This window comes from Lutimaribacter marinistellae, assembly GCF_042648365.1.
Taxonomy (GTDB): Bacteria; Pseudomonadota; Alphaproteobacteria; order Rhodobacterales; family Rhodobacteraceae; genus Lutimaribacter_A; species Lutimaribacter_A marinistellae.
In genome coordinates this window covers 1-20,863 of sequence record NZ_JBHRXI010000002.1, presented here as the reverse complement: position 1 = coordinate 20,863, position 20,863 = coordinate 1, and the positions used below count along the sequence as shown (strand labels likewise).

20 protein-coding genes are annotated in these 20,863 nt (G+C 62.7%); 9 read left to right on the top strand and 11 right to left on the bottom strand.

What is annotated here, in order from left to right; all coding sequences use genetic code 11:
* The first annotated feature begins 34 nt into the window (after window positions 1-34).
* The 4 genes from ACFORG_RS03060 (at window position 35) to ACFORG_RS03045 (ending at window position 4,235) form a co-directional block, all read left to right on the top strand.
* Window positions 35-1,012, top strand: a complete 978-nt coding sequence (locus ACFORG_RS03060) for an HlyD family secretion protein (protein WP_386733921.1) — start codon at window positions 35-37, stop codon at window positions 1,010-1,012.
* 3 nt (window positions 1,013-1,015) lie between these two features.
* Window positions 1,016-2,209 carry an ABC transporter permease gene (locus ACFORG_RS03055; RefSeq protein ID WP_386733920.1) on the top strand — a complete coding sequence of 398 codons (1,194 nt, stop codon included), beginning with the start codon at window positions 1,016-1,018 and terminating at the stop codon, window positions 2,207-2,209.
* A complete protein-coding gene (locus ACFORG_RS03050; protein ID WP_386733919.1) occupies window positions 2,206-3,330 on the top strand; it encodes an ABC transporter permease in 1,125 nt (374 codons plus the stop codon). Before ACFORG_RS03055 ends, ACFORG_RS03050 begins: the two co-directional genes overlap by 4 nt.
* 104 nt (window positions 3,331-3,434) lie before the next feature.
* Window positions 3,435-4,235: an MBL fold metallo-hydrolase gene (locus tag ACFORG_RS03045; RefSeq protein WP_386733918.1), complete on the top strand. Its 801-nt coding sequence runs from the start codon at window positions 3,435-3,437 to the stop codon at window positions 4,233-4,235.
* A gap of 87 nt (window positions 4,236-4,322) precedes the next feature.
* Here ACFORG_RS03045 and ACFORG_RS03040 read toward each other — a convergent pair whose 3' ends face one another.
* The 8 genes from ACFORG_RS03040 to ACFORG_RS03005 all read right to left on the bottom strand — a co-directional run bounded on the left by ACFORG_RS03040 (window position 4,323) and on the right by ACFORG_RS03005 (window position 12,692).
* Window positions 4,323-5,900 (bottom strand): acyl-CoA synthetase, encoded by a 1,578-nt coding sequence (locus tag ACFORG_RS03040; protein WP_386733917.1) that lies wholly within the window; start codon window positions 5,898-5,900, stop codon window positions 4,323-4,325.
* 38 nt (window positions 5,901-5,938) lie between these two features.
* Window positions 5,939-7,246, bottom strand: a complete 1,308-nt coding sequence (locus ACFORG_RS03035; RefSeq protein WP_386733916.1) for a TRAP transporter large permease — start codon at window positions 7,244-7,246, stop codon at window positions 5,939-5,941.
* Entirely contained in the window at window positions 7,239-7,775 is a 537-nt protein-coding gene (locus ACFORG_RS03030) for a TRAP transporter small permease (RefSeq protein WP_386733915.1), read from the bottom strand. Before ACFORG_RS03030 ends, ACFORG_RS03035 begins: the two co-directional genes overlap by 8 nt.
* An 85-nt stretch (window positions 7,776-7,860) precedes the next feature.
* On the bottom strand, window positions 7,861-8,997 hold the full coding sequence (locus ACFORG_RS03025) for a C4-dicarboxylate TRAP transporter substrate-binding protein (protein ID WP_386733914.1): 1,137 nt from the start codon (window positions 8,995-8,997) through the stop codon (window positions 7,861-7,863).
* A 96-nt stretch (window positions 8,998-9,093) separates the two neighbouring features.
* A complete protein-coding gene (locus ACFORG_RS03020) occupies window positions 9,094-9,870 on the bottom strand; it encodes an enoyl-CoA hydratase-related protein (protein WP_386733913.1) in 777 nt (258 codons plus the stop codon).
* Window positions 9,871-9,873: 3 nt separating this feature from the next.
* Window positions 9,874-10,755 carry a crotonase/enoyl-CoA hydratase family protein gene (locus ACFORG_RS03015; protein ID WP_386733912.1) on the bottom strand — a complete coding sequence of 294 codons (882 nt, stop codon included), beginning with the start codon at window positions 10,753-10,755 and terminating at the stop codon, window positions 9,874-9,876.
* Window positions 10,756-10,764: 9 nt separating this feature from the next.
* Window positions 10,765-11,505, bottom strand: a complete 741-nt coding sequence (locus tag ACFORG_RS03010) for a FadR/GntR family transcriptional regulator (protein WP_386733911.1) — start codon at window positions 11,503-11,505, stop codon at window positions 10,765-10,767.
* A gap of 497 nt (window positions 11,506-12,002) precedes the next feature.
* A complete protein-coding gene (locus ACFORG_RS03005) occupies window positions 12,003-12,692 on the bottom strand; it encodes a hypothetical protein (RefSeq protein WP_386733910.1) in 690 nt (229 codons plus the stop codon).
* A gap of 452 nt (window positions 12,693-13,144) precedes the next feature.
* Here ACFORG_RS03005 and ACFORG_RS03000 point away from each other — a divergent pair, with 452 nt between their 5' ends.
* Together ACFORG_RS03000 and ACFORG_RS02995 are read left to right on the top strand one after the other, a co-directional pair.
* Window positions 13,145-14,452: an AAA family ATPase gene (locus tag ACFORG_RS03000; RefSeq protein ID WP_386733909.1), complete on the top strand. Its 1,308-nt coding sequence runs from the start codon at window positions 13,145-13,147 to the stop codon at window positions 14,450-14,452.
* Window positions 14,449-15,540: a ParB/RepB/Spo0J family partition protein gene (locus ACFORG_RS02995; RefSeq protein ID WP_386733908.1), complete on the top strand. Its 1,092-nt coding sequence runs from the start codon at window positions 14,449-14,451 to the stop codon at window positions 15,538-15,540. The genes ACFORG_RS03000 and ACFORG_RS02995 overlap by 4 nt, the downstream gene beginning before the upstream one ends.
* A gap of 22 nt (window positions 15,541-15,562) precedes the next feature.
* On the opposite strand, the gene ACFORG_RS02990 is transcribed toward ACFORG_RS02995, so the two are convergent.
* Window positions 15,563-16,651: a tyrosine-type recombinase/integrase gene (locus tag ACFORG_RS02990; protein ID WP_386733907.1), complete on the bottom strand. Its 1,089-nt coding sequence runs from the start codon at window positions 16,649-16,651 to the stop codon at window positions 15,563-15,565.
* A 156-nt stretch (window positions 16,652-16,807) separates the two neighbouring features.
* Between ACFORG_RS02990 and ACFORG_RS02985 the strand changes: the two genes are divergently transcribed.
* Both ACFORG_RS02985 and scpB read left to right on the top strand, forming a co-directional pair.
* Complete coding sequence (locus tag ACFORG_RS02985; RefSeq protein WP_386733906.1) at window positions 16,808-17,686, top strand: DUF1403 family protein; 879 nt, start codon at window positions 16,808-16,810, stop codon at window positions 17,684-17,686.
* Window positions 17,687-17,733: 47 nt separating this feature from the next.
* Window positions 17,734-18,345 (top strand): SMC-Scp complex subunit ScpB, encoded by a 612-nt coding sequence (scpB, locus tag ACFORG_RS02980; RefSeq protein WP_386733905.1) that lies wholly within the window; start codon window positions 17,734-17,736, stop codon window positions 18,343-18,345.
* A 647-nt stretch (window positions 18,346-18,992) separates the two neighbouring features.
* Here scpB and ACFORG_RS02975 read toward each other — a convergent pair.
* Together ACFORG_RS02975 and ACFORG_RS02970 are read right to left on the bottom strand one after the other, a co-directional pair.
* A complete protein-coding gene (locus tag ACFORG_RS02975) occupies window positions 18,993-19,253 on the bottom strand; it encodes a hypothetical protein (RefSeq protein ID WP_386733904.1) in 261 nt (86 codons plus the stop codon).
* A gap of 28 nt (window positions 19,254-19,281) precedes the next feature.
* Window positions 19,282-20,298 carry a helix-turn-helix domain-containing protein gene (locus tag ACFORG_RS02970; protein WP_386733903.1) on the bottom strand — a complete coding sequence of 339 codons (1,017 nt, stop codon included), beginning with the start codon at window positions 20,296-20,298 and terminating at the stop codon, window positions 19,282-19,284.
* Window positions 20,299-20,435: 137 nt separating this feature from the next.
* Between ACFORG_RS02970 and ACFORG_RS02965 the strand changes: the two genes are divergently transcribed.
* On the top strand, window positions 20,436-20,651 hold the full coding sequence (locus tag ACFORG_RS02965; RefSeq protein ID WP_386733902.1) for a hypothetical protein: 216 nt from the start codon (window positions 20,436-20,438) through the stop codon (window positions 20,649-20,651).
* Window positions 20,652-20,863: the final 212 nt, after the last annotated feature.

Sequence of the window (20,863 nt, the reverse complement as noted above, 5' to 3'; positions counted from 1 at the left end):
ATATGACAATCTACCGGAACAGAGGAATTTTCCAATGGCGTCACGCAAGATGGCCGCTGCCCTTATCGTCCTTGCCGTGGCCGCGGGTGGGTATGTCGTATGGGCCGCAAGCGCGCCGCCCACCCTTCTGATCCAGGGAGAGGTCGAGGCAACGCGGATCGACCTCTCGCCGCGCGTCCCTGGTCGCGTGGCCGATGTCAGCGTCGATTTCGGGGACCGGGTCGAAAACGGCGACCTGCTGGTACAGCTCGAAAGCCCGCAGTTGCAGGCGGGGCTGGCCGAGGCGCGCGCCGCACTGGCCGTCGCAGTCGCCAATCGCGACCTGACCTATTCCACCCGCCCCGAAACCATTGCCGCACGAGAAGCCGCCTTGAAAAAGGCCGAGGCCGATCTGGATTTCGCGCAAAAGACCTATGACAGGATCAGCCGCCTGCGGGATTCCGCGGTGGCCTCGGTCCAGCGACTTGACGAGGTTTCGAACACATTGGACGTCGCCATGCGCGGCAGGGAGGCTGCCGAGGCCGAGCTTCTCTTGGCCCGCAATGGAAGCAGCAGCGAACAAAAGGCCGTCGCCACCGCGCAGGTAGAGCAGGCGCGCGCCAATGTCTCGCGGATAGAGACCGATATCGCCGAACTGGCCATCCATGCCCCGATCAATGGGCAGGTCAGCGCACGTATGGCCGAACCGGGCAAGCTGTTCTCGGCCGGTGCGCCGGTTCTGTCCATCGTCGATGTCGACAATGCCTGGTTCACCTTCAACCTGCGCGAGGATCTGCTGGACGGCCTGACCATCGGGCAGGAGTTGCGCGTGCGCGTTCCCGCGCTGAACGACCGCGTCGTCACCGCCCGGATCACCGCGATCAACGTCGAAGGCACATATGCAAACTGGCGCGCCACCAAGGCGACCGGCGATTTCGACCTGCGTACCTTCTCGGTCCGTGCCGAACCGGTATCCCGGGTGCCGGACCTGCGCCCGGGGATGAGCGCGCTGGTCGACCGAAGCGGGATCTGAGCCGTGGCGAAGCGGGTTCCGCCGGGGTTCCGGCGCGTCTTCATGCGCGAGTTGCGACAGATCGCAGACCGGCCCGCATTGGCGTTGATGCTGGGCCCGGTCCCGCTGGCATTGATGCTGCTGATGTCCGCGATCTTCTACAACGGGTTGCCGACCGACCTGCCGATTGCCGTGGTGGACGAGGATAACACGACCTTGTCGCGACGGGCCGTCCGGATGGTCGACGCCACGCCTGAAATCGCGGTGGCAGCCCACATGTCAAACCTTGCAGAAGCCAAGACAGCGCTGGTTGCTGGTGATGTTTACGGTGTGGTTCTGATCCCCGAGGACATGGAAAGCGATCTGTTGCAGGGACGCCGCCCCGAGATCGTGACCTTCTACAACAATCAGTTGCTGACAGTGGGCGGCATCGTCTCGCGCGGAACGCAGGCGGCGCTGGGAACGTTCTCGGCCGGTGTGTCGATGCAGGTGCGAATTGCCCGCGGCGAACCGCTCCTCGAGGCGCGCGAGGCGATCAACCCGGTACCGGTGCAGCAAAGCCCGCTGTTCAACCCCGCGCTGGATTACGTTCAGTTCCTGCTGGCCGCCGCGATGCCCACGGTACTGCACATCTTCATGGGAATCAGCGCCGCGCTGGCGATGGCCCGCGACCGCCATTCACGCGCCGGGATGGCGCGGCTCGTGGCGCAGGGCGGATCGGTGTTCAAGGCCGTGGCGGGCAAGCTGGCCCCGTACGCGCTGGCCTTTCTGCTTATGGTCGCTCTGGCCGACGCGATCCTGTTCGGCTTCTTCGGCGCGCCCTTCCGCGGCAGTATCGAACTGCATGTCACCTACACGGTTCTTTTCGTGCTCTCATGCCTCTGCCTCGGGGCGTTTGCAGGCATGCTCGCCGGTGACACCGTCGGTGCCCTCGGGATGACAGGTTTCCTGACCGCGCCGGCCTTTGGCTTTGCCGGGATCACCTTTCCACGGGCGCTGATGAACAACTTTTCGGTCATCTGGGGCGCGCTTCTGCCGCTCACGCCCTACCTTCAACTGCGGACCGATCAGGTGATCCGGGGCGCTCCGGTCGACATATCGATCCCTGCGATCGGATGGCAGGTTCTGCAACTCGTGGCCTATGGCGGCGTGATGCTGCTGCTGGTGCACAAGGCCGCCGCACCCCCCCGGCCCGAACGCGAAGAGGTCAAACCATGATCTCTTTCTTACGCGCCATGTTCCGCGCCTTGAAAGCCCTGCTGGCCGATCCGGGGGCGCGGGCAACAATGCTGGTATCGATCGTCATTTATTCGATGCTTTACCCGCAACCCTATCGGACCGAGGTCGTCCGCGACATGCCCATCGCAGTGATCGACCAGGACGGCTCGGGCGCCAGCCGCACGTTGTTCCGCAGGATCGACAATGCCGATACCGTCGCCATCTTGGCATCGGTGAACAGCCTGGCCGAAGCCGAGGAGATGTTCTTTCGCCGCGAGGTCTTTGGCGTCGTAATCGTCCCGCCCTTCTTTGAGCGCGATCTGCTGGATGGTAGGGCCGCGCCGATTGCCGCCTTTGGCGACGGCAGCTACTTCCTCGCCTATGGTTCGATGATCCGGGCCGTTTCACTGGCGGCCCGCAGTCTGGGTGCCGAGGTGCAATATGCCCGGCTGACCACCAGCGGGACCGATGCAGCGACTGCAATTGCGGCGGTTTCGCCGGTCACCGTGACCGCGGTTCCATTGTTCAACCCGCAAGGCGGGTACGCGAGTTACGTGCTGCCCGCGGCCTTTGTACTGATCCTGCAACAGACCCTGTTGATGGGCATAGGCATCCTTCATGCCGGGCGCAGGCCGCTGTCGGGCGTGGACACGGTGGCAACACCTCTGGCCTATCTTCTTCTCTATTGCGGCTGGATCGCGGGCACGCAACTGCTGTTACCATGGCTATATGCGATTCCGTACATCGGCACGGCCAAGGGGTTGTACATCGTGGCGATCCCCTTCCTGACGGCAACCATTGCGATGGGGTTTGCCCTGGCGCGGCTGATCCCGTGGCGCGAGGGGGTGATCTTTCTGCTGGCGGTGATGGGCCTGCCGCTTTTCTTCCTCAGCGGAATGTCATGGCCGGTGGAAAGCGTCCCGGAACCGATCCGAACTCTGGCTAACCTTATCCCCTCGACCACCGCGATGAAGGCGATGGTCAAGATCGACCAGATGGCGGCACCCGTCTCGGCCGTATTTGACGAGGTTGGCACGCTGCTCATGCTGACAGCGGGTTATTCCGCCATCGCGCTGGTCCTTTCGGGGTCGTGGTTCAGGAAACAAACGCGGCGAAGCTGATCCGCGTTTTGGCGCCTTCGGCAAATCATTTGTCATCAGCGACAATAGATTTCGCGCCGGGTCACCGCATATCCAAGGGCAACGTCAATCAAAGGATCACCAAGATGCCCAATCCGCACAGCATGACCATCGGCCAGATCGAGCTTACCGTGTTCGACGACGGTCATTTCGACCTTCCAGTCGCGTATTTCTCCGGCCTGTCCGACGACCTCGCCGCCCGTCTGAGCGATCCGGTGACCATCGGGGCCAATCTTTGGCTGGTGAAAACCGGCGATCGGCGCGTTCTCATCGACACCGGTTCGGGTCAGGCGCTTAAGGAGCGGTTTCCCGAAACCGGCATGTCATTCGAGACCATTTCAGGCGAACCGATCACCGATATCGTCCTGACCCATATGCATGCCGATCATATCGGCGGATTTCTCGGCGGCGGATTTGCCGGCGTGCCGGTCCATGTCGCGAAGTCCGAGTGGGAGTTCTGGACCAACCCCGACCTGCCCGCAGCCGTTCCCGCCGATCAGCGTCCGATGATCGAGGCCATTCAGACCATCGCCGGCACTTTTGCCGACCGCGTCGTGCTGCATGACGGCGCGGCGGACCTTGGCAATGGCCTGACACTGGTGCCGTTGCCTGGACACACGCCCGGTCATCGCGGGTTGCGCCTGGCATCGGACGGGCAGGAACTGCTGATCGCTGGCGATGCCCTGATTTCCGCCGATGTGCATTTCGCCGAACCCAATGTCGGATACGCGCTGGACGGCGATCCGACCACCGCCGCCGCCACGCGACGCGCCCTGCTGAGCGAAGTCGCCGCATCGGGCGTTCCCATTGCAGTAACCCACCTGCCCTATCCCGGTCTTGGTCGGGTCGAGGCCGAAGGCGATGCCTGGCGTTTCGTTCCGCTGTGATGCGCACTCTGCCTGCCCGGGGCTTCACATCCTGGGCAGCGCCGTTTTGAAATGGCCTCGACCCCTTTGGCGGTCAAAGCGCAGTGATCATTCCGGGAACAGGCCCTCGAACCGTTGCCGCAAGTCGCGCTTTAGGATCTTGCCGCTTGCGTTCTTCGGCAGTTGGTCGGCGATTTCCACGTGTTTGGGCGCCTTGAAATGGGCAAGCACGTCCCGGCAATAGGCCATGATCTCGTCCGCCGTCACGCTTTCACCGGCCTTGGGCACCACGACGGCGACGACCCCCTCGATCCACTTGGGATGCGGCACGCCAAACACCGCGACCTCGGCGACAGCCGCGTGACGGAACACCGCCTCTTCGACCTCGCGGCTGGCCACGTTCTCGCCACCTGTCTTGATCATGTCCTTCTTGCGGTCAACGACGTAGAGATACCCCTCGTCGTCGAACCGCCCCAGATCACCGCTGTGGAACCAGCCGTTGCGAAAGGCGTCTGCCGTCTTTTCCGGATCGTTGTAATACTCGGTGATGAGATGCGGGCTGCGATGCACGATCTCACCGACCTCTCCCACCGGAACCGGGTTGTCCTCGTCATCCACCACCCGCGTTTCCACGTTCAGCGCGGGCCGCCCGGCCGAACCCAGCTTGCGCATCTGGTCCTCGGGCTTGAGGATTGTCGCCACCGGCGCCATTTCCGTCTGGCCATAGAAGTTGAACAGGCGCATCTGCGGCAGGCGCTGCGCCAATTCCTCGATCACCGCGGTCGGCATGATCGACGCCCCGTAATACCCTACGTTCAGCGAGCTGAGGTCACGCTTGTCGAAATCGGGATGGCGCAACAGGGCGATCCAAACCGTTGGCGGGCAGAACAGCTTGGTCACGCCATGCGTCTCGATCGCCTCGAGCATCTCTGCGGGATCGGCCTTGTCATGCAGGATCGACGTCACGCCAAGGTACAGATCGGGGCTGAGGAAACAGTCGAGCTGGGCGCAGTGGAACAGCGGCAGGCAGTGAAGCGACACGGCATCCGCCTGCATCTCGCCATCGATGATGCAGCTTGCGTATTGCGCGTAAAGCGCGCCCGAGGTCAGCAGGGCGCCTTTGGGCCGTGACTCCGTTCCGCTGGTATACATCATCTGCACCGGGTCGTCCTCGGCCAGGTCGCACCACGGCTCGGAACTGTCCGAATGCTCCAGCAACTCTGCGACCGGAACCCACCCCTCGGGTGCATCCACGCCGGCATGGGGAATCGCAAACCGCGGAATCTCGGTTCCGGTAATGGCGAGCGCCTCGTCGGCCGTGGCGCACAGCGCGTCCTCGGCCACGATCATGCACGCGCCGGAATGGCTCAGGATGTAGGCCACGTCAGGCGCGGTAAGCATGAAGTTGACCGGCGTCGCGACAGCGCCCAGCCGGGCCAGCGCGAAACGCAGCACGACGAAGGTTCTGTTGTTGTGGGTGAACAAGGCCACACGGTCGCCCTTCTTGACGCCACGCTCGGCCAGGCCGTTCGCCGCACGGTTCACCGCAGCGTCAAGCTCGGCAAAACTGTCGGACTGGTCCCGAAACACAAGCGCGGTCTTGGTCGGCATACGCATGGCCGAGCGGCGCAACAGGTCGCCCAGTTGCTGGCTGCGGGCACGGCGGATCAGTTGGTCAGTTTGCATTTTTCTTCTCAATCATCGCTTGAAGGGGGCCGGTTTCATCAGCTCAACAATTCGGGCAGCCACAGAACCAGTTGCGGGAAGGCGCACAGGATCGCCACCAGCACCAGGTCCATGACGATGAACCACACCACGCCCCGGAAGATGGCCGAGGTTTTGACAAGGTCGCCCACCACGCTCTTGATCACGAATACGTTCATCCCGATGGGCGGGGTGATCATTCCGATCTCGAGCAGCTTGGTCAGCACGATGCCGAACCACAACAGGCTCCAGCCCGAGGCATCGACGACCGGCAGAATGATCGGCAGGGTCAGCAGCATCGCCCCGATGGGTTCAAGAAACATGCCCATCAACAGGTAGACGCAGACGATGCCGATCATCAGCAGGATCGGGCTCGTCGCGATGGAGAGAATGCCCGAGGACAGGAAATCCCCCGCGCCAGAGAGGGCAAGGAACCGCGTCAGCAAGCTGGCCCCGATGGCAATGATCAGAAGCGCGGCAGTGGTCATCAGCGTTTCGCGTGCCGCTGTCAGGAACCTTGTAAACGTCATCTGACCGCTGACGATGGCGACGAGACATGCCAGCGAGGCACCCACTGCGCCCGCTTCGGTCGGGGTAAAGACGCCGCCGAACAGCCCGCCGAAAATGCCGATCATGATCAACAGGATCGGCCAGGTCTCACGCAGTGCGAGGAGCTTTTCGCTCAACGGTACACTTGCGTCGCGATCCGGCGCCAGTTCGGGGTTCAGGCCGACCCTGACCAGAACGACGATGACATAGCCCAGGGCCGTCAGCAGGCCGGCCACCACGCCGCCGAGAAACAGGGCGGAGATCGAGATCTGCGCGATCACCCCGTACAGGATCAGGATGATGGATGGCGGGATCAGCGCGCCGATCGTGCCCGCGACGGCCACGGTCCCGGTGGCCAGTTCCGGATGGTAGTGATGTTTCATCATTTCCGGAATTGCGATCCGGCCCATAGCGGCTGAACAGGCGATAGACGATCCCGACACGGCGGCAAAACCTGCCGAGCCAAAGATCGACGCGATGGCCAGCCCGCCGGGCAGGCTCGACAGCCAGATCCGCGCGGCGTTGAACATGCCGCGTGTCAGCTGCGTGTGGTAGCTGATGAAGCCCAGGAACAGGAACATCGGGATCGAGCTGAGAATCCAGCTCGACGTGAACTCGTACGGGATGATACTGAGCGATCCCCATGCCACCCGTGGTCCCATGAGCATCCAGAGCCCGCCAAAGGAGACGCCGATCAGCGCGATCCCGATCGGGACCCGGACAGCGATCAGGGCGATGAGCGTGGCAAGGCCGCTCAAGCCGATTCCGACATCAGTCATTTATGAACTTCGCATTTTCATCTGTTTCATCCAGCCCGCTGCGCGCGCCCGTGATCTGGGTCACGACGCGATAGGCCGCGACCGCCGCCATCAGCGTTGCGCCCACAGGGATCGCCCAGTAGCTCTGCCAGATCTCGATCATCGCCGAACCCTGTTCCTTGGTCGCGCCAAGGTTGGTCTTCTTGACCGCTTCGAGGTAACCGCCCCACGCCACCAGAGAGATGACGCCGACGGTGAAGATCCCGGAAAAGACGTCCAGAACCTTGCGCGGCCGCTCGGGCATCATGTCGGTGAATACCTCGACCGAAATATGCGCGCGTTTCTCCTCGGCCACGCCGATCGAGAGAAAGACGAGCACGATCATGTAATAGTTGGCCACGATCACGATGGTCCCGATCAACGGCGCGTTGAACAGGTAGCGTCCGACCACGTCGGCGGTCACGTGCAGCATCATCAGCGTCACGCAGATCGTGCCCAGCACGGTTGACGCTTTGGCCAGTGTCGAAAGGAGTCGTCCTATGGCGAACACGGCGAACCTCCGTTGGTCAGGAAAGGCAAGAAAGGGCCGGACGCGCCCCGTGGGATACGTCCGGCCAGGTCACGAAGGTCGGGGATCACTGACCGTAGGAAGCGGTGTCCACTTTCGAGAAGACTTCGTTCCAGTAGATCTCGCCCAGCTCGTCGCCGTTCGAGACGTCCTTGGTCAGCTCGGTCCACTTGCCCATCAGTTCACGGATCGCGGTGCTGGCTTCGTCGCCCGAGGTCAGGCCGAAACGCTCTTCGTAGATCCGGGCCACCGCATCCTTGTCCGACGCAATGAAGGCGCGGTTGCCGTCAACCATGTCCTGCGGCGCGTCGGTGTACTCGATGCCCAATCCCGGTGCGCGTTCCTTGCCGGCGCGTGCTTCCTCGATATAGACCCACGTGATGTCCGCCACCAGGTCGGCCGATGCACGCAGGATTTCGCCGCGGGTCTCGGCATCCATGCCGCCCCAGGTGTCCCGGTTCATGGTCACGGGGACCGTGAACTGCGCGCCGGGCAGGCCAAGATAGACGTATTTCACGACGTCGATGAAACCAAAATTGACAAAGTCGGCGGTGTTCGAGGCGGTGCAGTCCACAACGCCCTGGTTCAGACCTTCGAGCGTCTCGTTGACCGAGATCGAAACCGGAACCGCGCCCACGCTCTCGGCCCAGCGGGCCCAATACGCGCCTGCCGTACGGATGCGCTTGCCTTCCAGGTCGGCAGCCGATTCCAACGGTACGACACATTGCAGCACATAAGACGTGGTCGACGCTGCCCCCAGATAGACCTGGTTCTGGTCGGCGACCTCCTTCTGGCAGTCGTCGCAATTCAAAAGCACGTATTCCGACAGCGCGCCTGCAAAAGCGGTCGAGCTGATCTCGCTTGCGAATTCTTCAAGCTCGGCCAGTTCCGAGAACTCGGCCAGCATGTTGAGGTTGGGGAACTCCGCCGGGAAATAGGGCGTCAGGTTCACGGTCATGTCCGCGATGCCGTCACGAACGCCCGCATTGGACTCGGCAAAGCTCAGCAGCGACAGCGGAAAGACACGGACCGTGACATCGCCGCCCGAGTTCTCTTCGACGGCGTCGGCGAATTTCTCCAGCATGCCCGTGGGTGCCGAACCGGGGGGCCACCCGCCGGCAAAGGTCAGCTGCTGCGCGTGCGCCGCGCCGGCCAGCGCCAACATCGAGGCGCCTGCGACAAGGGTTTTGATCGAAGTGTTCATGGTCTCTTTCCTCCCGTTGAGACATCCATGTGTGCCGTTGGTCCAGGCGGACCAATGGCGCTTCTGCTAACGACCTTCCAAGGATTGTCCGGTCCGTTATTTGTGAAAGTTCGGGCTCCGTTTCCGGAGAAAGGCATCCAGCCCTTCGGCAAAATCAGGACCGTTCCCGGCCTGTTTCTGAAGCAAGCGCTCGGTGACGAGCGTGGCCTCGAAATCCTGATCCGCTGCAGCCCATGCCGCGCGCCGGATCAGACCGTAGGCACGCGTCGGCCCCTGCGCCAGCCGCGACGCCAGTTCCAGCGCCTCTGCCTCGGCATCCTTGTCGGCCAGCCGGGTGACCAGACCCCATTCATGGGCTTTGGTCGCGTCGATTTTCTCGGCCAGCAACATCATCTCCATCGCGCGGACGCGGCCCACGGCACGGGTCAGCAGCCATGTCGCGCCGCCATCCGGCACAAGGCCGATCCGGGCAAATGCTTCGAGAAAATAGGCGTCGCGCCCCGCCACGATCAAATCGCAGGCCAGCGCAAGCGAGGCACCGACACCCGCCGCCGCACCGCGCACCGCCGAGATCAGCGGCACCTCCAGGTCACGGATCGTCAGCATCAGCGGGTTGTAATCCCGCTCCAGCGTCTCTCCCGCGTCGAAGGAGCCAAGATCGCCTGGGATCGCCGCCTTTAGGTTGGCGCCGGTCGAAAATGCCCGCTCGCTACCGGCAAGGATCAGCGCACGCGCGCCTTCGGCGACCTCGGACTTGATCGCGTCATGCAGCCCGTTCGCCATGTCCGCGGTAATCGCGTTCATCGTCTCGGGGTCGTTCAGCCTCAGGGTCGTGACCGGCCCGTGGCGCTCTATCAGGATTTTGTCTGTCATGACCTACTCTGATTTCCAGCCGGGTTCGTCCCACCATGGGAAAAATCCGGGCATGTCGGTCGAAACCGTGTTCGGGAAAGCGGGGGCTCGTTTTTCAAGAAAGCTCGCCACGCCCTCGGCGGAGTCTTCGGAACAGCTGCGCGCAACGATGGCGCGGCTGTCGACGCGATGCGCCTCCATCGGATGCGATGCCCCGGCCATGCGCCACATCATCTGTCGCGTCAGCGCGACCGAGATGGGTGCGGCGTGATCGGCAATCTCCCGGGCGATCTGCATTGCTGCCGGTAACAGGTCTTCGGGCGCATGAACGGACCGCACGAGCCCACCGGCCAGCGCCTCTTCCGCACCGAAGACACGGCCCGTATAGCTCCATTCCAGCGCTTGCGACATTCCGACGAGGCGCGGCAGGAACCAGCTCGACGCTGCCTCGGGCACGATACCGCGACGCGCAAAGACAAAGCCGAACCGCGCCTTTTCAGACGCTAACCGGATGTCCATCGGCAGCTGCATCGTCGCGCCGATACCCACCGCAGGCCCGTTGACCGCAGCGATCACAGGCTTGAGGCAGTTGAACAGCCGCAATGCCAGGATCCCGCCCATGTCCCTGTTGCCGGGATCGGCCCACTTTTCCGGGTCGGTCTCGCCCGGATCGATCTGGGCCGCTGTAAAGGCGTCTGGATCATCCAGATCCACGCCTGCGCAAAAGGCGCGCCCTGCCCCGGTCACGATCACGGCGCGCACCGCGTCATCGGCATCGGCCATGTCCAGCACGGACAGCATCTCGTCCAGCATGGGTCGGGTAAAGGCATTCAGCCGGTCGGGCCGGTTCAGCGTCAATGTCATGACACCGTCGTCTGTCTCGACGCCAAGGGTCTCGAAACTCATCACATCATCCTATGACAGGGACCGGGGGTTGAGGGCGATGGCATCTTCAAGCCCGGCAATCTGAGCCCCGCGCCAGAAATCCTCGATATGCATGCGGGCCCATTTCTCGGCCCGCTCGCTGTCGCGATCCCGCATTGCGGCGATGATGTTGGAATGCGCCTCGATCTGGCGCTTGTAGAACTTGGTGGCGTATGGCGCGATCTGCGCAAACCCGCGAAACAGCAACAGCGAGATCGGCTCGCGGGCTAGGGCAAGCACGCGGTTGCCCCCTATTTCGGCGACGCGCATGTGGAACAACTCGTCCAGCTTGATCGTGCGGGCCATTTGCCCTTCGGCCGCGACAAGGTCGGAATGCAATTCCTGAAGCCTCTCGATATCGTCATCCGAGGCACGCTCCGCCGCGATCCTGGCCGCAAGCGGTTCGGTCACCATCGTGACCTCCCACAGCTCGCGAAAGGTAACTTTCATCAAGGCCATCGCGCGCCCCGACCGCGTCGTCAGCTGGTCTGCCTGCGGAACCGTGACCTCAAGCCGCCTTGGCGACGGTCGCCGCACCAACCCGTCGCTTTCCAGCTGCCGAAGCCCTTCGCGAACGGTGGAACGCGTCACGCCGAACATCGCCGCCAGCTCGGCCTCGCCCGGCAACGGATCGCCGGGTTTCAGATCTCCGCGCATGATCTGCGCTTCGATCTCCTCGGCGATCTGCTGATAGGCATAGCTGGCCTGGATGGGTTTCGGCGTCAGGCTCATCGCGACCGGACTCCCCTGCGCCGCGCTTGACGCACCAACGCGCCCGGCTGACGGACCATGGTGGTTTCGGCCACTCGAAATGTCATCGGTCGCTCCGCTATCGTCGGACATTAACCGGATGTGAGCGTGTTTCTGCCAGTCTGTCAATGGATGAAACCCGAAGGTTTTCCGCCGCGCTGCAGCATATGAAACTGGCTGACCCGGACACGAATCAGGATTACGCGGTCAAGCGGTTCCGGATCACGACGTTGCGGCACAATGCGGTAGGGAAGCACCAATTATCAACAGGTTAACGTAGGGTCGCCATATCTTCAGGCGCCAACCCGACCGGCGCGCGGTTTCACTGACTAAGGCGCTTCGGGCAAACGAAAGACACTGCAATGACCGGGAAACTCCGCGGTTTGCAGTGAAAACCATCAACCTGCTTGAAGGCATGTCAGGAACATTAGTGTCTGACAATAGAGATGCCCGCCACTGCCCGGCTCTTCCAGATGCGGTCAGACCCCGGCGACAACGACCACTTGCCGCACCGTCGGGTCATGTTGCGTATAGGCGGCCAGCAAACGCCTCCCGAGGTGCTGGGAGATGTAGTCCGCGATGAATTGCGAAGGGGCCAGCAACAGAACGCGGCCGTCGCGGTGCTCCGCCTCTGACAATAGAGAAAACCAGGTCTCTGTCAGGTCGGCCTCTCGTGTGGCGAGCGTCTTCAACACGTCCCCCCAAAGCCCCTCGACGGTGGCAGCCGGTTTCCGACGAAGCGGCACCACCTTGGGGTCGGTGCTCTGCGAAGGCTCATCCTTGCCCTGATCCATGCGCGCTTCGAAATCCGTCCCTATGGCGCCCCAGATCTCCCGCGTCGCAGCCAGCACCGTGGACAATGACAGCTCATAGACCGCCACCCTGCCCCGCGCCGCGGGACGCTTGACCTGTAGCCAACCGGCATTGCGCAGCTTTGCCATCTCGCGTTTCACTGTGCGCTCGTCCACCGACCACAGCCGAGCGATCTCGGCTCGCCCGATCGACAGTTCGTTGCTTTGCCAGTTGTAGCGCGTCGTGATTAGAACCATCAGTCGCAGGACCAACCGCTGATGATGCTTGTCTCCGGCCAGGGCATGTACCCCAAGCGCCGAGAGGATATCATACTTTAGGGCCGGGGCATTTCGCCCGACCGGTTTGACCATCTGCATGGCTGCTCCACCGCCTCGTTGCCCGTTATTGCCTGCGTTTCAAACGCTTTTCCGAGCTTGTGGATTATTTGCGTCCATCCTTTCGATTCTGTCAACCCACCGGTCGATGTGAGCCCTTCGAACTGTGCCCCAATCAGCCTCAAAATCAAAAGATAGGTGAATCTATGGTGAAGGGGGACATCCTGTGTGTCCCCTCTTTGGCCGAAAATGTCCCCCCAATCCTGGCGAATGGGCGAATCATGTCCCCCATATTTTGTGTTCCAGTGATCCTGCGCTGTATTGGCCGCGCGAATCGCCCAGTGGGCGGAAGGGGCAGGTTTTCCGGCGGTTTTCTTACCCGTGGGTAATACCGTAACCGAAGGATAATACCTTTTGCAAATTTGGCAAATCAGCCGTAATTTCCGGTCAAGGGCGGAAAACCGTCCAGCAAGGAACGAGGCCAAGGATATAAAATGTACACGCATGAGGATCTGAGCACGCTGCAGAACCGCTCTCTCAAGTTGCAGGGCTGGATCAGGCAGCAGACCTTTTCGCCGCAGATGGAAAAGACTCTCCGTCGCTTTTCGTCCTGGGAAGTGGCGGAGCTGATCTTTCGTATCAACCAGTCGACCTTTCGCGGCAAGCTCTCGGCCGACCCGTCGCTACCCGCTGGCGAGGTCGAGCCTGATGGCCGGCAGCGGTGGTTCTCGTTGGAAGAGGTCAACGAATTGCGCCGACGCCTGCGCTTCAACAAGCGTAGCCTGATGCCCCCTCGTCCGACCGGAAAGCGTGCGGTGCGCGCGGCGATTGCGAACTTCAAGGGCGGCGCAGGCAAGTCGACCGTGGCATTGCATTTCGCTCACGCGGCCGCGCTGGACGGGTATCGCGTGCTGGTGGTCGATTTCGACCCACAGGCGACGCTCAGCCATTCGATGGGCCTGACCGATGTTTCCGAGGAGCACACGGTCTGGGGTATCATGGCACGCGACCTGATCCGTGAAACCGAGCGGATGAATGCTGGACCACAGGGTGCGGAATCGGGAACCGCCCTGCCCCGCCGCCACCTTCCCAGTTCGATCACCGGGCTTGGTCTGGGAGAGCTGAGGATCACCGATTTCATCAAGCCGACCTCCTGGCCGACCATCGACGCGATCCCCTCCTGCGCCAACGCGGCCTTTGTCGAGTTCGCCAGCGCCCAGTACCGACACCTGAATCCCGAATGGTCCTTCTTCGCTGCCGTATCGCGCTATCTCGACCAGATCCCTGATGAAAGCTATGACCTGATCCTGTTCGATTGTCCGCCGGCGATTGGCTACCAGTCGATGAACGCGGTCTTTGCCGCCGATGTTCTCTATATCCCGTCCGGTCCCGGCTACTGGGAATATGATTCCACCACGTCCTTCATCGGGCAGCTCTCGGAGGCGTTGGAGGATCTGGCCGCCGGGTTCGATGACACCTTACCCATGGGTAAGACCAACCTTCCCAAATCCTTCCTCGATATCCGGTTCCTTTTGACCCGGTTCGAACCGGGCAACGACCTGCACCGCGCGATGCAGGAAGCTTTCAACAAGGTTTTTGACGGACACGTGGCCCAGCACCCGGTCGAGATGACTCGTGCAGTTGAACAGTCCGGTCGGTTCCTCAGCTCGGTCTACGAGATGGATTACCGAGAGATGACGCGCGAGACCTGGCGCCGCGCACGATCGACCTTTGACCGGGCCTACGAGGAATTCCGCGACGTCCTGACCGGCGCGTGGGAGCAGATGGAGGAGACGAGATGAGCAGAAAGCGGAGAGTTTTCGATATCGAGGTGCCCGGCGTCGACGACATGGAGGTCGGCAAGGTGCCCGACCGTGCACTGGCACGCCGCGGACCCATGGCCTCGGCCATCTCGGAGAATGCCGGTGCGCTCAAGGCCCGGCGCGAGGCGGAACAGGCGATCAGAGCCGAGAATGACCGCCTTGCCAAGGAGTTTGTGCAGCTCAAGCGCGAAGGGCTGGTCACCGGGCGAATTCCGCTGGAGGAGGTTGTGACCGAAAAGCTGGTTCGCGACCGCAAGCCCGGATTGGACGACGCGCTGGATGAGCTCAAGACCTCGATCCGCGAAATCGGTCTCAGCAACCCCATCCGGGTCGAGGCACGAAGCGATGGCCGCTATGAGCTGATCCAGGGGATGCGGCGCCTTCTGGCCTACCGTGCGCTGCTCGATGAAACGGGCGAGGAGATCTATCGCACGATCCCCGCCGGGATTACCCCGCTCAGCGATGACACGGCAACGACGTATCGCCGGATGGTGGATGAGAACCTGATCCGCAAGGATATCTCTTTTGCCGAGATGGCCGAACTGGCGCGGCGCTATGCGCAAGACCCGGCCAACGATTGCGCCGATGCGGGCGAGGCGGTGGCGATCCTGTTCAAATCCGCCAGCTATACCAAGCGCAGCTATATCCGTGCCTTTGCCGATCTGTTGGCCCGGTTCGACAAGTTGCTGGAACATCCTGCCGACATTCCGCGCAACCTGGGCGTCGATCTCAAGCGTAGGCTGGACCGAGAGCCGGAGTTGGTGTCCGACATCGTCCACGCCCTGCGTGCCGCACCGGGTCGCGATGCGGCGCAAGAGATCGCGATCTTGCGCGGATTCGTGACGGATAGCGGGGCAGGGACCTTACCCACGGGTAATACCGGTGCCAGCCCGGCGCGGCCCCGCAAGGCGCGCACGACCTTCCAGGTCTCGACCGACGAGGGTGTCGCCAAATGCACCGCGTCGCAGGGTAAGCTGGAATTGCGGACCGAGCAGGATTTTTCCGCCATTGACCGTGTGAAACTGGAACGCGCCATCGCGGCCTTCTTTCGGGAACTCGAAGAATAGTACTTCGCCGCGGTAAGTCGGCTTACAGCCCCGCGGCCTTGGTCAGGTTCACCCGGAACCGGTCGCGGCGGCGCTGGTAGCGGCGGGTCATCTCGGCCGAGGCGTGGCCGAGATGCTTCTGGACATAGCGCTCGTCGACCTCGGCCGAACTGGCGAGACCGGCGCGCAGGGAGTGGCCTGAGAACAGGGCGATACGTTCGTTCGCAGGCAGGTCCGGACGCAGGCCAGCGTCGAGCGCGGTCCGCTTGATCAGGCGCGCAACGTGCCTGTCATTCAGTCTCGTTTCGAGCGCACGTTTGCCGTCGCGAGAGGTTCCGACGAAGACCGGCCCGAACTCGATCCTGGCAAAATGCAACCATCGTTCGAGAGCGTGCACAGGGCAGGTCCGGTCCGAGGATCCCCGCCCGATCTCGACCTCGCGCCAGCCGGTTTTCGCGTTGAGAGTAAGCAGCGCGCCCTTTCCCATGATCTCGATCCAGCCACCGGAATCCGGGCTGTCGTCCTTGCCGACATCCAGGCTGACGATTTCAGAGCGTCGCAGCCCACCGGCATATCCCAGCAGCAGGATGGCCCTGTCGCGCAGCCCGCGCAGATCGTGGGGCAGGGTGGCGACCATGGCAAGGATGTCCTCGGCCAGGATCGCCTCCTTCTGCACTGGCGGTCGCGCGTGCTTGCGCCGGATGCCCGCAAGCACGGTGGCAATGTGGCGGTTCTTTCGATCCAGAGTGAACCCGCGCTGCGCGTAGTTCCAAGCGAGACCAGAGAGGCGCCGGTCAATGGTCGAGACCGAGAGGGCAGGGGAGGGGCCAGACACGGACGCCAGATCGGCAAGGTAGAGGCCAATCACTTCTGGTAACGGAGGCAGAGGCTCGGTGCCCTTCAACCGGCACCAGCGCGCGAAATGCTTCCAGTCGGCAGCATAGGCCTTTGCGGTGTTCTCGGCCGTCGCCGCGCGGGCAAAATCGCGGGCCGTGTTCACCAACCGGTCGAGGGCGCCGGATCCGGCGACGTGGGAGGGCAGGGCGATATCTTCCCGGTCCTTCCCGCTGACAGGAGGATCATCGCGTTCATCAGGCAGTGCCGGTGTCGATTTCTCGCTCTCTGGGGGCATGTTCCACTGATCCCGGCGCAGAAACTGGGTCGATTACGTGGTTACAAAATTATGTCCGATAATGCAAATTTATTGGACATGTACATGAACTGCAAGTCGAGGCGGTTTACACATCATATTGTGGACGAAAGCGCCGGCAGAGACTAGTGTTGTGTCATGACATATGCTCGGGACGACTTTGAGACACTACGCCGAATGCCCTCCTGGGTCACCTCTGCGCGGGCTGAAGTCATTGAAGATGTTGCGTTTTTGTCTGGTGCCGCCTTGGGCCACCTGCATCTTGTGGTGAACCGGCCGGACCTCCCCCAAAGCTTGTTGCGCGCCCGCCTGGCCCTGCGCGCGTCAGAGGCCTGCGTGATCCTGTCGGGGCGGCCCGAGCGGGCAGGGGCCTTGCGGGACGCGGTCGCGTTCCTGCAGCCTGGCGATCTGCCGGGACCGGCCGGTGAGGTCTGTCTGTCGTGGCAACGGGCCGTGGAGCGGCCGGTCTCGGTCAAGGCGCTGAAACGCGCGCTGCCGCAGGTGGATGAAGATCAGATCGCGACCTGGCTGGAAGCGGGGCAGGGGGCACCGGTTCCGCGCGCCGCGGCCGTGCTGCAGACCGTTCTCGAGGATCGCCCACGCGACCACGCCACCGCACTGCTGTTGGCCGAGGCAGCGCTGGCGCAGACGCTTGGGTGGGGGCACGTCGTTCCCCTCCTCGCCCTTGGTCTCAAGCGCGCTGATCTGAAAAAGACGGGTGACGCGCTGCGGCTGGCCTGCCATCGGGCGATCAGAACGGCAGCCTCCGAGGCGGCGCGGGACGCTGCTGATCTGACGCGCCGCGCGATCCGGCTACGAGAGGTGGCGCCACGGTTGCGGGCCAAGGGCGCGGAGGAGGCCGTTGCCCTGTTCCTCACCCGCGACGCTGTCGCCCCGACGGCACTGACGTCGCTGCGATCGGATCGCGCCGCGCGTCGGTTCTGCGACCGATTGGTTGCGCTTGGCGCGGTGCGCGAGCTGACCGGGCGTGATACGTTCCGCCTCTACGGGGTGTAGCGATGAGCATGTCCAGCGAAAGTGGGAACCGGGCTCAAGGTTCGGACATGCGACCATCAAAGTCGGCCAAGGACAGATCGGAGCCGGAACTTGACCGCGAACTTGCCGACCTGCCACCCGAGCTGCGCTGGCGGGAATGGATGCGTCGGATCGAGGCCGTGCTGTTTGCCTCCGCCACACCGGTGCCGCGCGAGGACCTGGCACGCGTGGTGGGGCAGGGGGCCTCGGTCGAGGTGCTGGTCGAGGATCTCGCCGCCGATCTGGAGGGGCGAGCCTTCGAGATTGTCCAGGTCGCCGGGGGTTGGATGTTCCGGACGCGGACAGCCTACGCGCCGGCGATCCGGGCGGCGGCAGATGTGGGCGATCAGGCCCTCGATCTGCGCGCGTTCGACGTCGCGGTTCTCGCCGCCATCGCCTATCACCAGCCGGTCACGCGCGACGGGCTGAAGGAGATCTTCGGCAAGGAAATCAGCCGCGACCTGATCGGCCGGTTGCATGCCCGTGGTCTGATCGGAACCGGCCCACGGGCGCCCCGGCGTGGCGCGCCCTATACATTCGTGACGACCGAGCAATTCCTCGTGGCCTTCGACCTGGAGAGCCTGCAAGACCTGCCGGACAAGGAAGCCTTGGACGACACCGGGGTCGCCTCCTCGTCGTGAAGTCGCGATTGGAAATTGACGAACCTGTCACACCCGACGCAGTTTGCGTCTTGATGGTTCGAATCCCGTCCGCTCCGCCACCTGACCTCACCAAATGTTTCTCCGCCTGCGGGCATCCCCAGAATTTCCCTTTGTTTTCAAGGGTTGTAGCGATTGGGCTATTCACCTCGATCCGCTGAATCTGGCTTGAACCCTTTCTCTGAGGCCGAAATTCTCTGAACCTGATGACTACGACGATTTGGTGCAGAGCTTGTATCGCGTTGAAATAAAACTGCTTTTCTTACTGGTAACCTGAACACTTCGATACCAGTGGCGCTCGTTGAGATGGAACGGAAATCGGACGTTCGCCATTTGAGCCGTTCGTTGCGACACGTGCGACGGACCTAGTTTCGGGACCCTGCGACCCTGCATTTTATCTTCGCGGTTTTCAGTCCGTCCAGGAGGTGCGCTGGTCTCAAGTGGTTGCCGACGATGAAAATGGCGAAGACGTCGACGAGCACGATCATCAGTTTCGCCGGCGGCGGGATCTGCTCTACGGCGGCTGCGATCCTTTTCGTGTGCGCGTCGAGTATGTCCGTCAAGCTTCGGGCCACCACGGCGCGGATCGGATCCGATGGCTCGGTGTCGAGCGCCTGCAACGTCGCAGGCTAGATCTCTGCCTGCGCCGCGAGCGTGCGCGCAAGGAACTCGTTCCACGCCTCGCGGATCGCCGTATTGCCCTGGGCCACGAGCCGCGTTTGCGCATAGGTGAGGATCCGTGTCTGCAACTCGGTGAGCCCCGGCTCTTCGAGAAGGTCGGCCGTCAGGAACGCCATGCCGATCGCCATGGCCTCGTCGACGAGGGTTGAAAACGGCAAGAGTGGTTCGGTTAAACCCGAGTAGAGGTCAGCCGCCTCGATATCGGTCATGTCTCCTCCTTTGGCGGCTCGTCCTTGCTCATTTCTCGCGCACGGCCAATCTGTATGCATGGGGCGTAAGGCCTGTCCATGTGCGGAAAGCGCGGCGGAAACTGTGGGGCTCGTCGTAGCCCAGGGCGCGTGCGATGGTCGGAACGTCCAGATCGGACTCGGCCAGAAGGGCGCGGGCACGCTGTTCAAGGAACTTTGCCTTTACCTCCCGAAACGACGTCGCTTCCGTCTTAAGCGCGCGTTGCAGGCTGCGCCGGCCCAGCGACAGGCGGCTCGCGACGCTCTCCTCCGACAGGTCCCCGAGCACGAACTGCGTGCGCAGCACCTGGTCCACCGCCGACGTCATCGTTTCGGGCGGATCCACCCGCATCAGTGATGGAAGCTCGATGAACCCGACCCGCTGATGTGAACCAGGCGGGTTCGGGTTCGGAGCGGACAGTGCGCTCTCCGAGATCGCCAGAGCAGGCATCTCGGAACCGGCGCGGACCGGCGCCCCGATCGTCTGCTGTAGATAGGTCGTGCTGACGGAATCCGTCCCTGTGGATTCGACCCATGCCGGGCGCCAATCGGGACCGAGGAAGTGTCGGATCACCCCACCGATGATCACGATCGCGCCGTCGTCGAGGTGGCGGTGTCCAACCACTGTGGTCAACTCGGTCCTTCGGCCTACCAGCACGTGCCCCTCTTGGCGACGCAGCAGGATTTCCGAACCGGGATGCGTCAGAGCGAACGCGCGGCGGCCTCGGTAGAGGGCCTCTTCCAGATCCTTCGCACCCAGAACATAGCGCGCGTAAGCGTCGTAGCTGGAGTAGTCGAACCGCTGTGCGAGGTGGGTGCCCAGCGTTGCGTCCCCAAGGGTCCGAGCGACACGCTCGATCACGCGGGCCTCGAGATCGTAGGGCAGAAAGCCAACATCTTGGGCGAGCACGTTCCTGCTCAGTCCTTCCGCCCGCAGCGCCCGGTTCACTATCGCCGGAGAGGCAATTCCATCGAGCAGGTCGAGGACGTGCCTGAACTCGATGAGATTCACCATGGGAACAGCCATACTGTATTCTGTCGCAAAATGATCGCCAATGCTATGCTAATCTTTTTCATGGGTTTTCGGAATCAGCACGCACGCTTCCGCAAGCCCCCAGAATGCATTGTGACGCCCGTTGGCGTAGACGAGAGGGGGACTCACCCATGGATCTGAATCGAAAAACCCTGATTGCCGGCCTCGTGCTCACCCTGATCATGAGCCTTTCCCTGGCCTTGCCGGCGGACGCGGGCAAACGGCAGGTCAAGAACACCATCGGAGGCGCTGCGATCGGCGCGGGCGTTGGCGCGCTGGTCGGTGGCAGCTCTGGTGCGCGCAGTGGCGCGGTCGTCGGTGCGATCGCCGGCGCTGTCAAGAAGTGAACGTCTGATCCCTCAGTCAACGTGAAGGACCTTGAAACATGCTCAACAACCTGAAAGCCGCGATATGCATTCCGGCATGTCTGATCGCATATGTTGGAATAGCGCAGGCCGAGGAGGTGGACATCCAGGCCGTGCTCGATGCCGCCATGCCCCACATGCATCACAGCTGTGAAAGCGTGTTGGAAACCTACCCGGATGATGATGAGGCGGTG

Excerpts from the sequence above, each read along its gene's own strand:
- ACFORG_RS03060 (WP_386733921.1), top strand. The coding sequence starts at position 35 with ATGGCGTCACGCAAGATGGCCGCTGCCCTTATCGTCCTTGCCGTGGCC.
- ACFORG_RS03050 (WP_386733919.1), top strand. The coding sequence starts at position 2,206 with ATGATCTCTTTCTTACGCGCCATGTTCCGCGCCTTGAAAGCCCTGCTG.
- ACFORG_RS03045 (WP_386733918.1), top strand. The coding sequence starts at position 3,435 with ATGCCCAATCCGCACAGCATGACCATCGGCCAGATCGAGCTTACCGTG.
- ACFORG_RS03040 (WP_386733917.1), bottom strand. The coding sequence starts at position 5,900 with ATGCAAACTGACCAACTGATCCGCCGTGCCCGCAGCCAGCAACTGGGC.
- ACFORG_RS03035 (WP_386733916.1), bottom strand. The coding sequence starts at position 7,246 with ATGACTGATGTCGGAATCGGCTTGAGCGGCCTTGCCACGCTCATCGCC.
- ACFORG_RS03025 (WP_386733914.1), bottom strand. The coding sequence starts at position 8,997 with ATGAACACTTCGATCAAAACCCTTGTCGCAGGCGCCTCGATGTTGGCG.
- ACFORG_RS03020 (WP_386733913.1), bottom strand. The coding sequence starts at position 9,870 with ATGACAGACAAAATCCTGATAGAGCGCCACGGGCCGGTCACGACCCTG.
- ACFORG_RS03015 (WP_386733912.1), bottom strand. The coding sequence starts at position 10,755 with ATGAGTTTCGAGACCCTTGGCGTCGAGACAGACGACGGTGTCATGACA.
- ACFORG_RS03010 (WP_386733911.1), bottom strand. The coding sequence starts at position 11,505 with ATGAGCCTGACGCCGAAACCCATCCAGGCCAGCTATGCCTATCAGCAG.
- ACFORG_RS03005 (WP_386733910.1), bottom strand. The coding sequence starts at position 12,692 with ATGCAGATGGTCAAACCGGTCGGGCGAAATGCCCCGGCCCTAAAGTAT.
- ACFORG_RS03000 (WP_386733909.1), top strand. The coding sequence starts at position 13,145 with ATGTACACGCATGAGGATCTGAGCACGCTGCAGAACCGCTCTCTCAAG.
- ACFORG_RS02995 (WP_386733908.1), top strand. The coding sequence starts at position 14,449 with ATGAGCAGAAAGCGGAGAGTTTTCGATATCGAGGTGCCCGGCGTCGAC.
- ACFORG_RS02990 (WP_386733907.1), bottom strand. The coding sequence starts at position 16,651 with ATGCCCCCAGAGAGCGAGAAATCGACACCGGCACTGCCTGATGAACGC.
- ACFORG_RS02985 (WP_386733906.1), top strand. The coding sequence starts at position 16,808 with ATGACATATGCTCGGGACGACTTTGAGACACTACGCCGAATGCCCTCC.
- scpB (WP_386733905.1), top strand. The coding sequence starts at position 17,734 with ATGCGACCATCAAAGTCGGCCAAGGACAGATCGGAGCCGGAACTTGAC.
- ACFORG_RS02975 (WP_386733904.1), bottom strand. The coding sequence starts at position 19,253 with ATGACCGATATCGAGGCGGCTGACCTCTACTCGGGTTTAACCGAACCA.
- ACFORG_RS02970 (WP_386733903.1), bottom strand. The coding sequence starts at position 20,298 with ATGGCTGTTCCCATGGTGAATCTCATCGAGTTCAGGCACGTCCTCGAC.
- ACFORG_RS02965 (WP_386733902.1), top strand. The coding sequence starts at position 20,436 with ATGGATCTGAATCGAAAAACCCTGATTGCCGGCCTCGTGCTCACCCTG.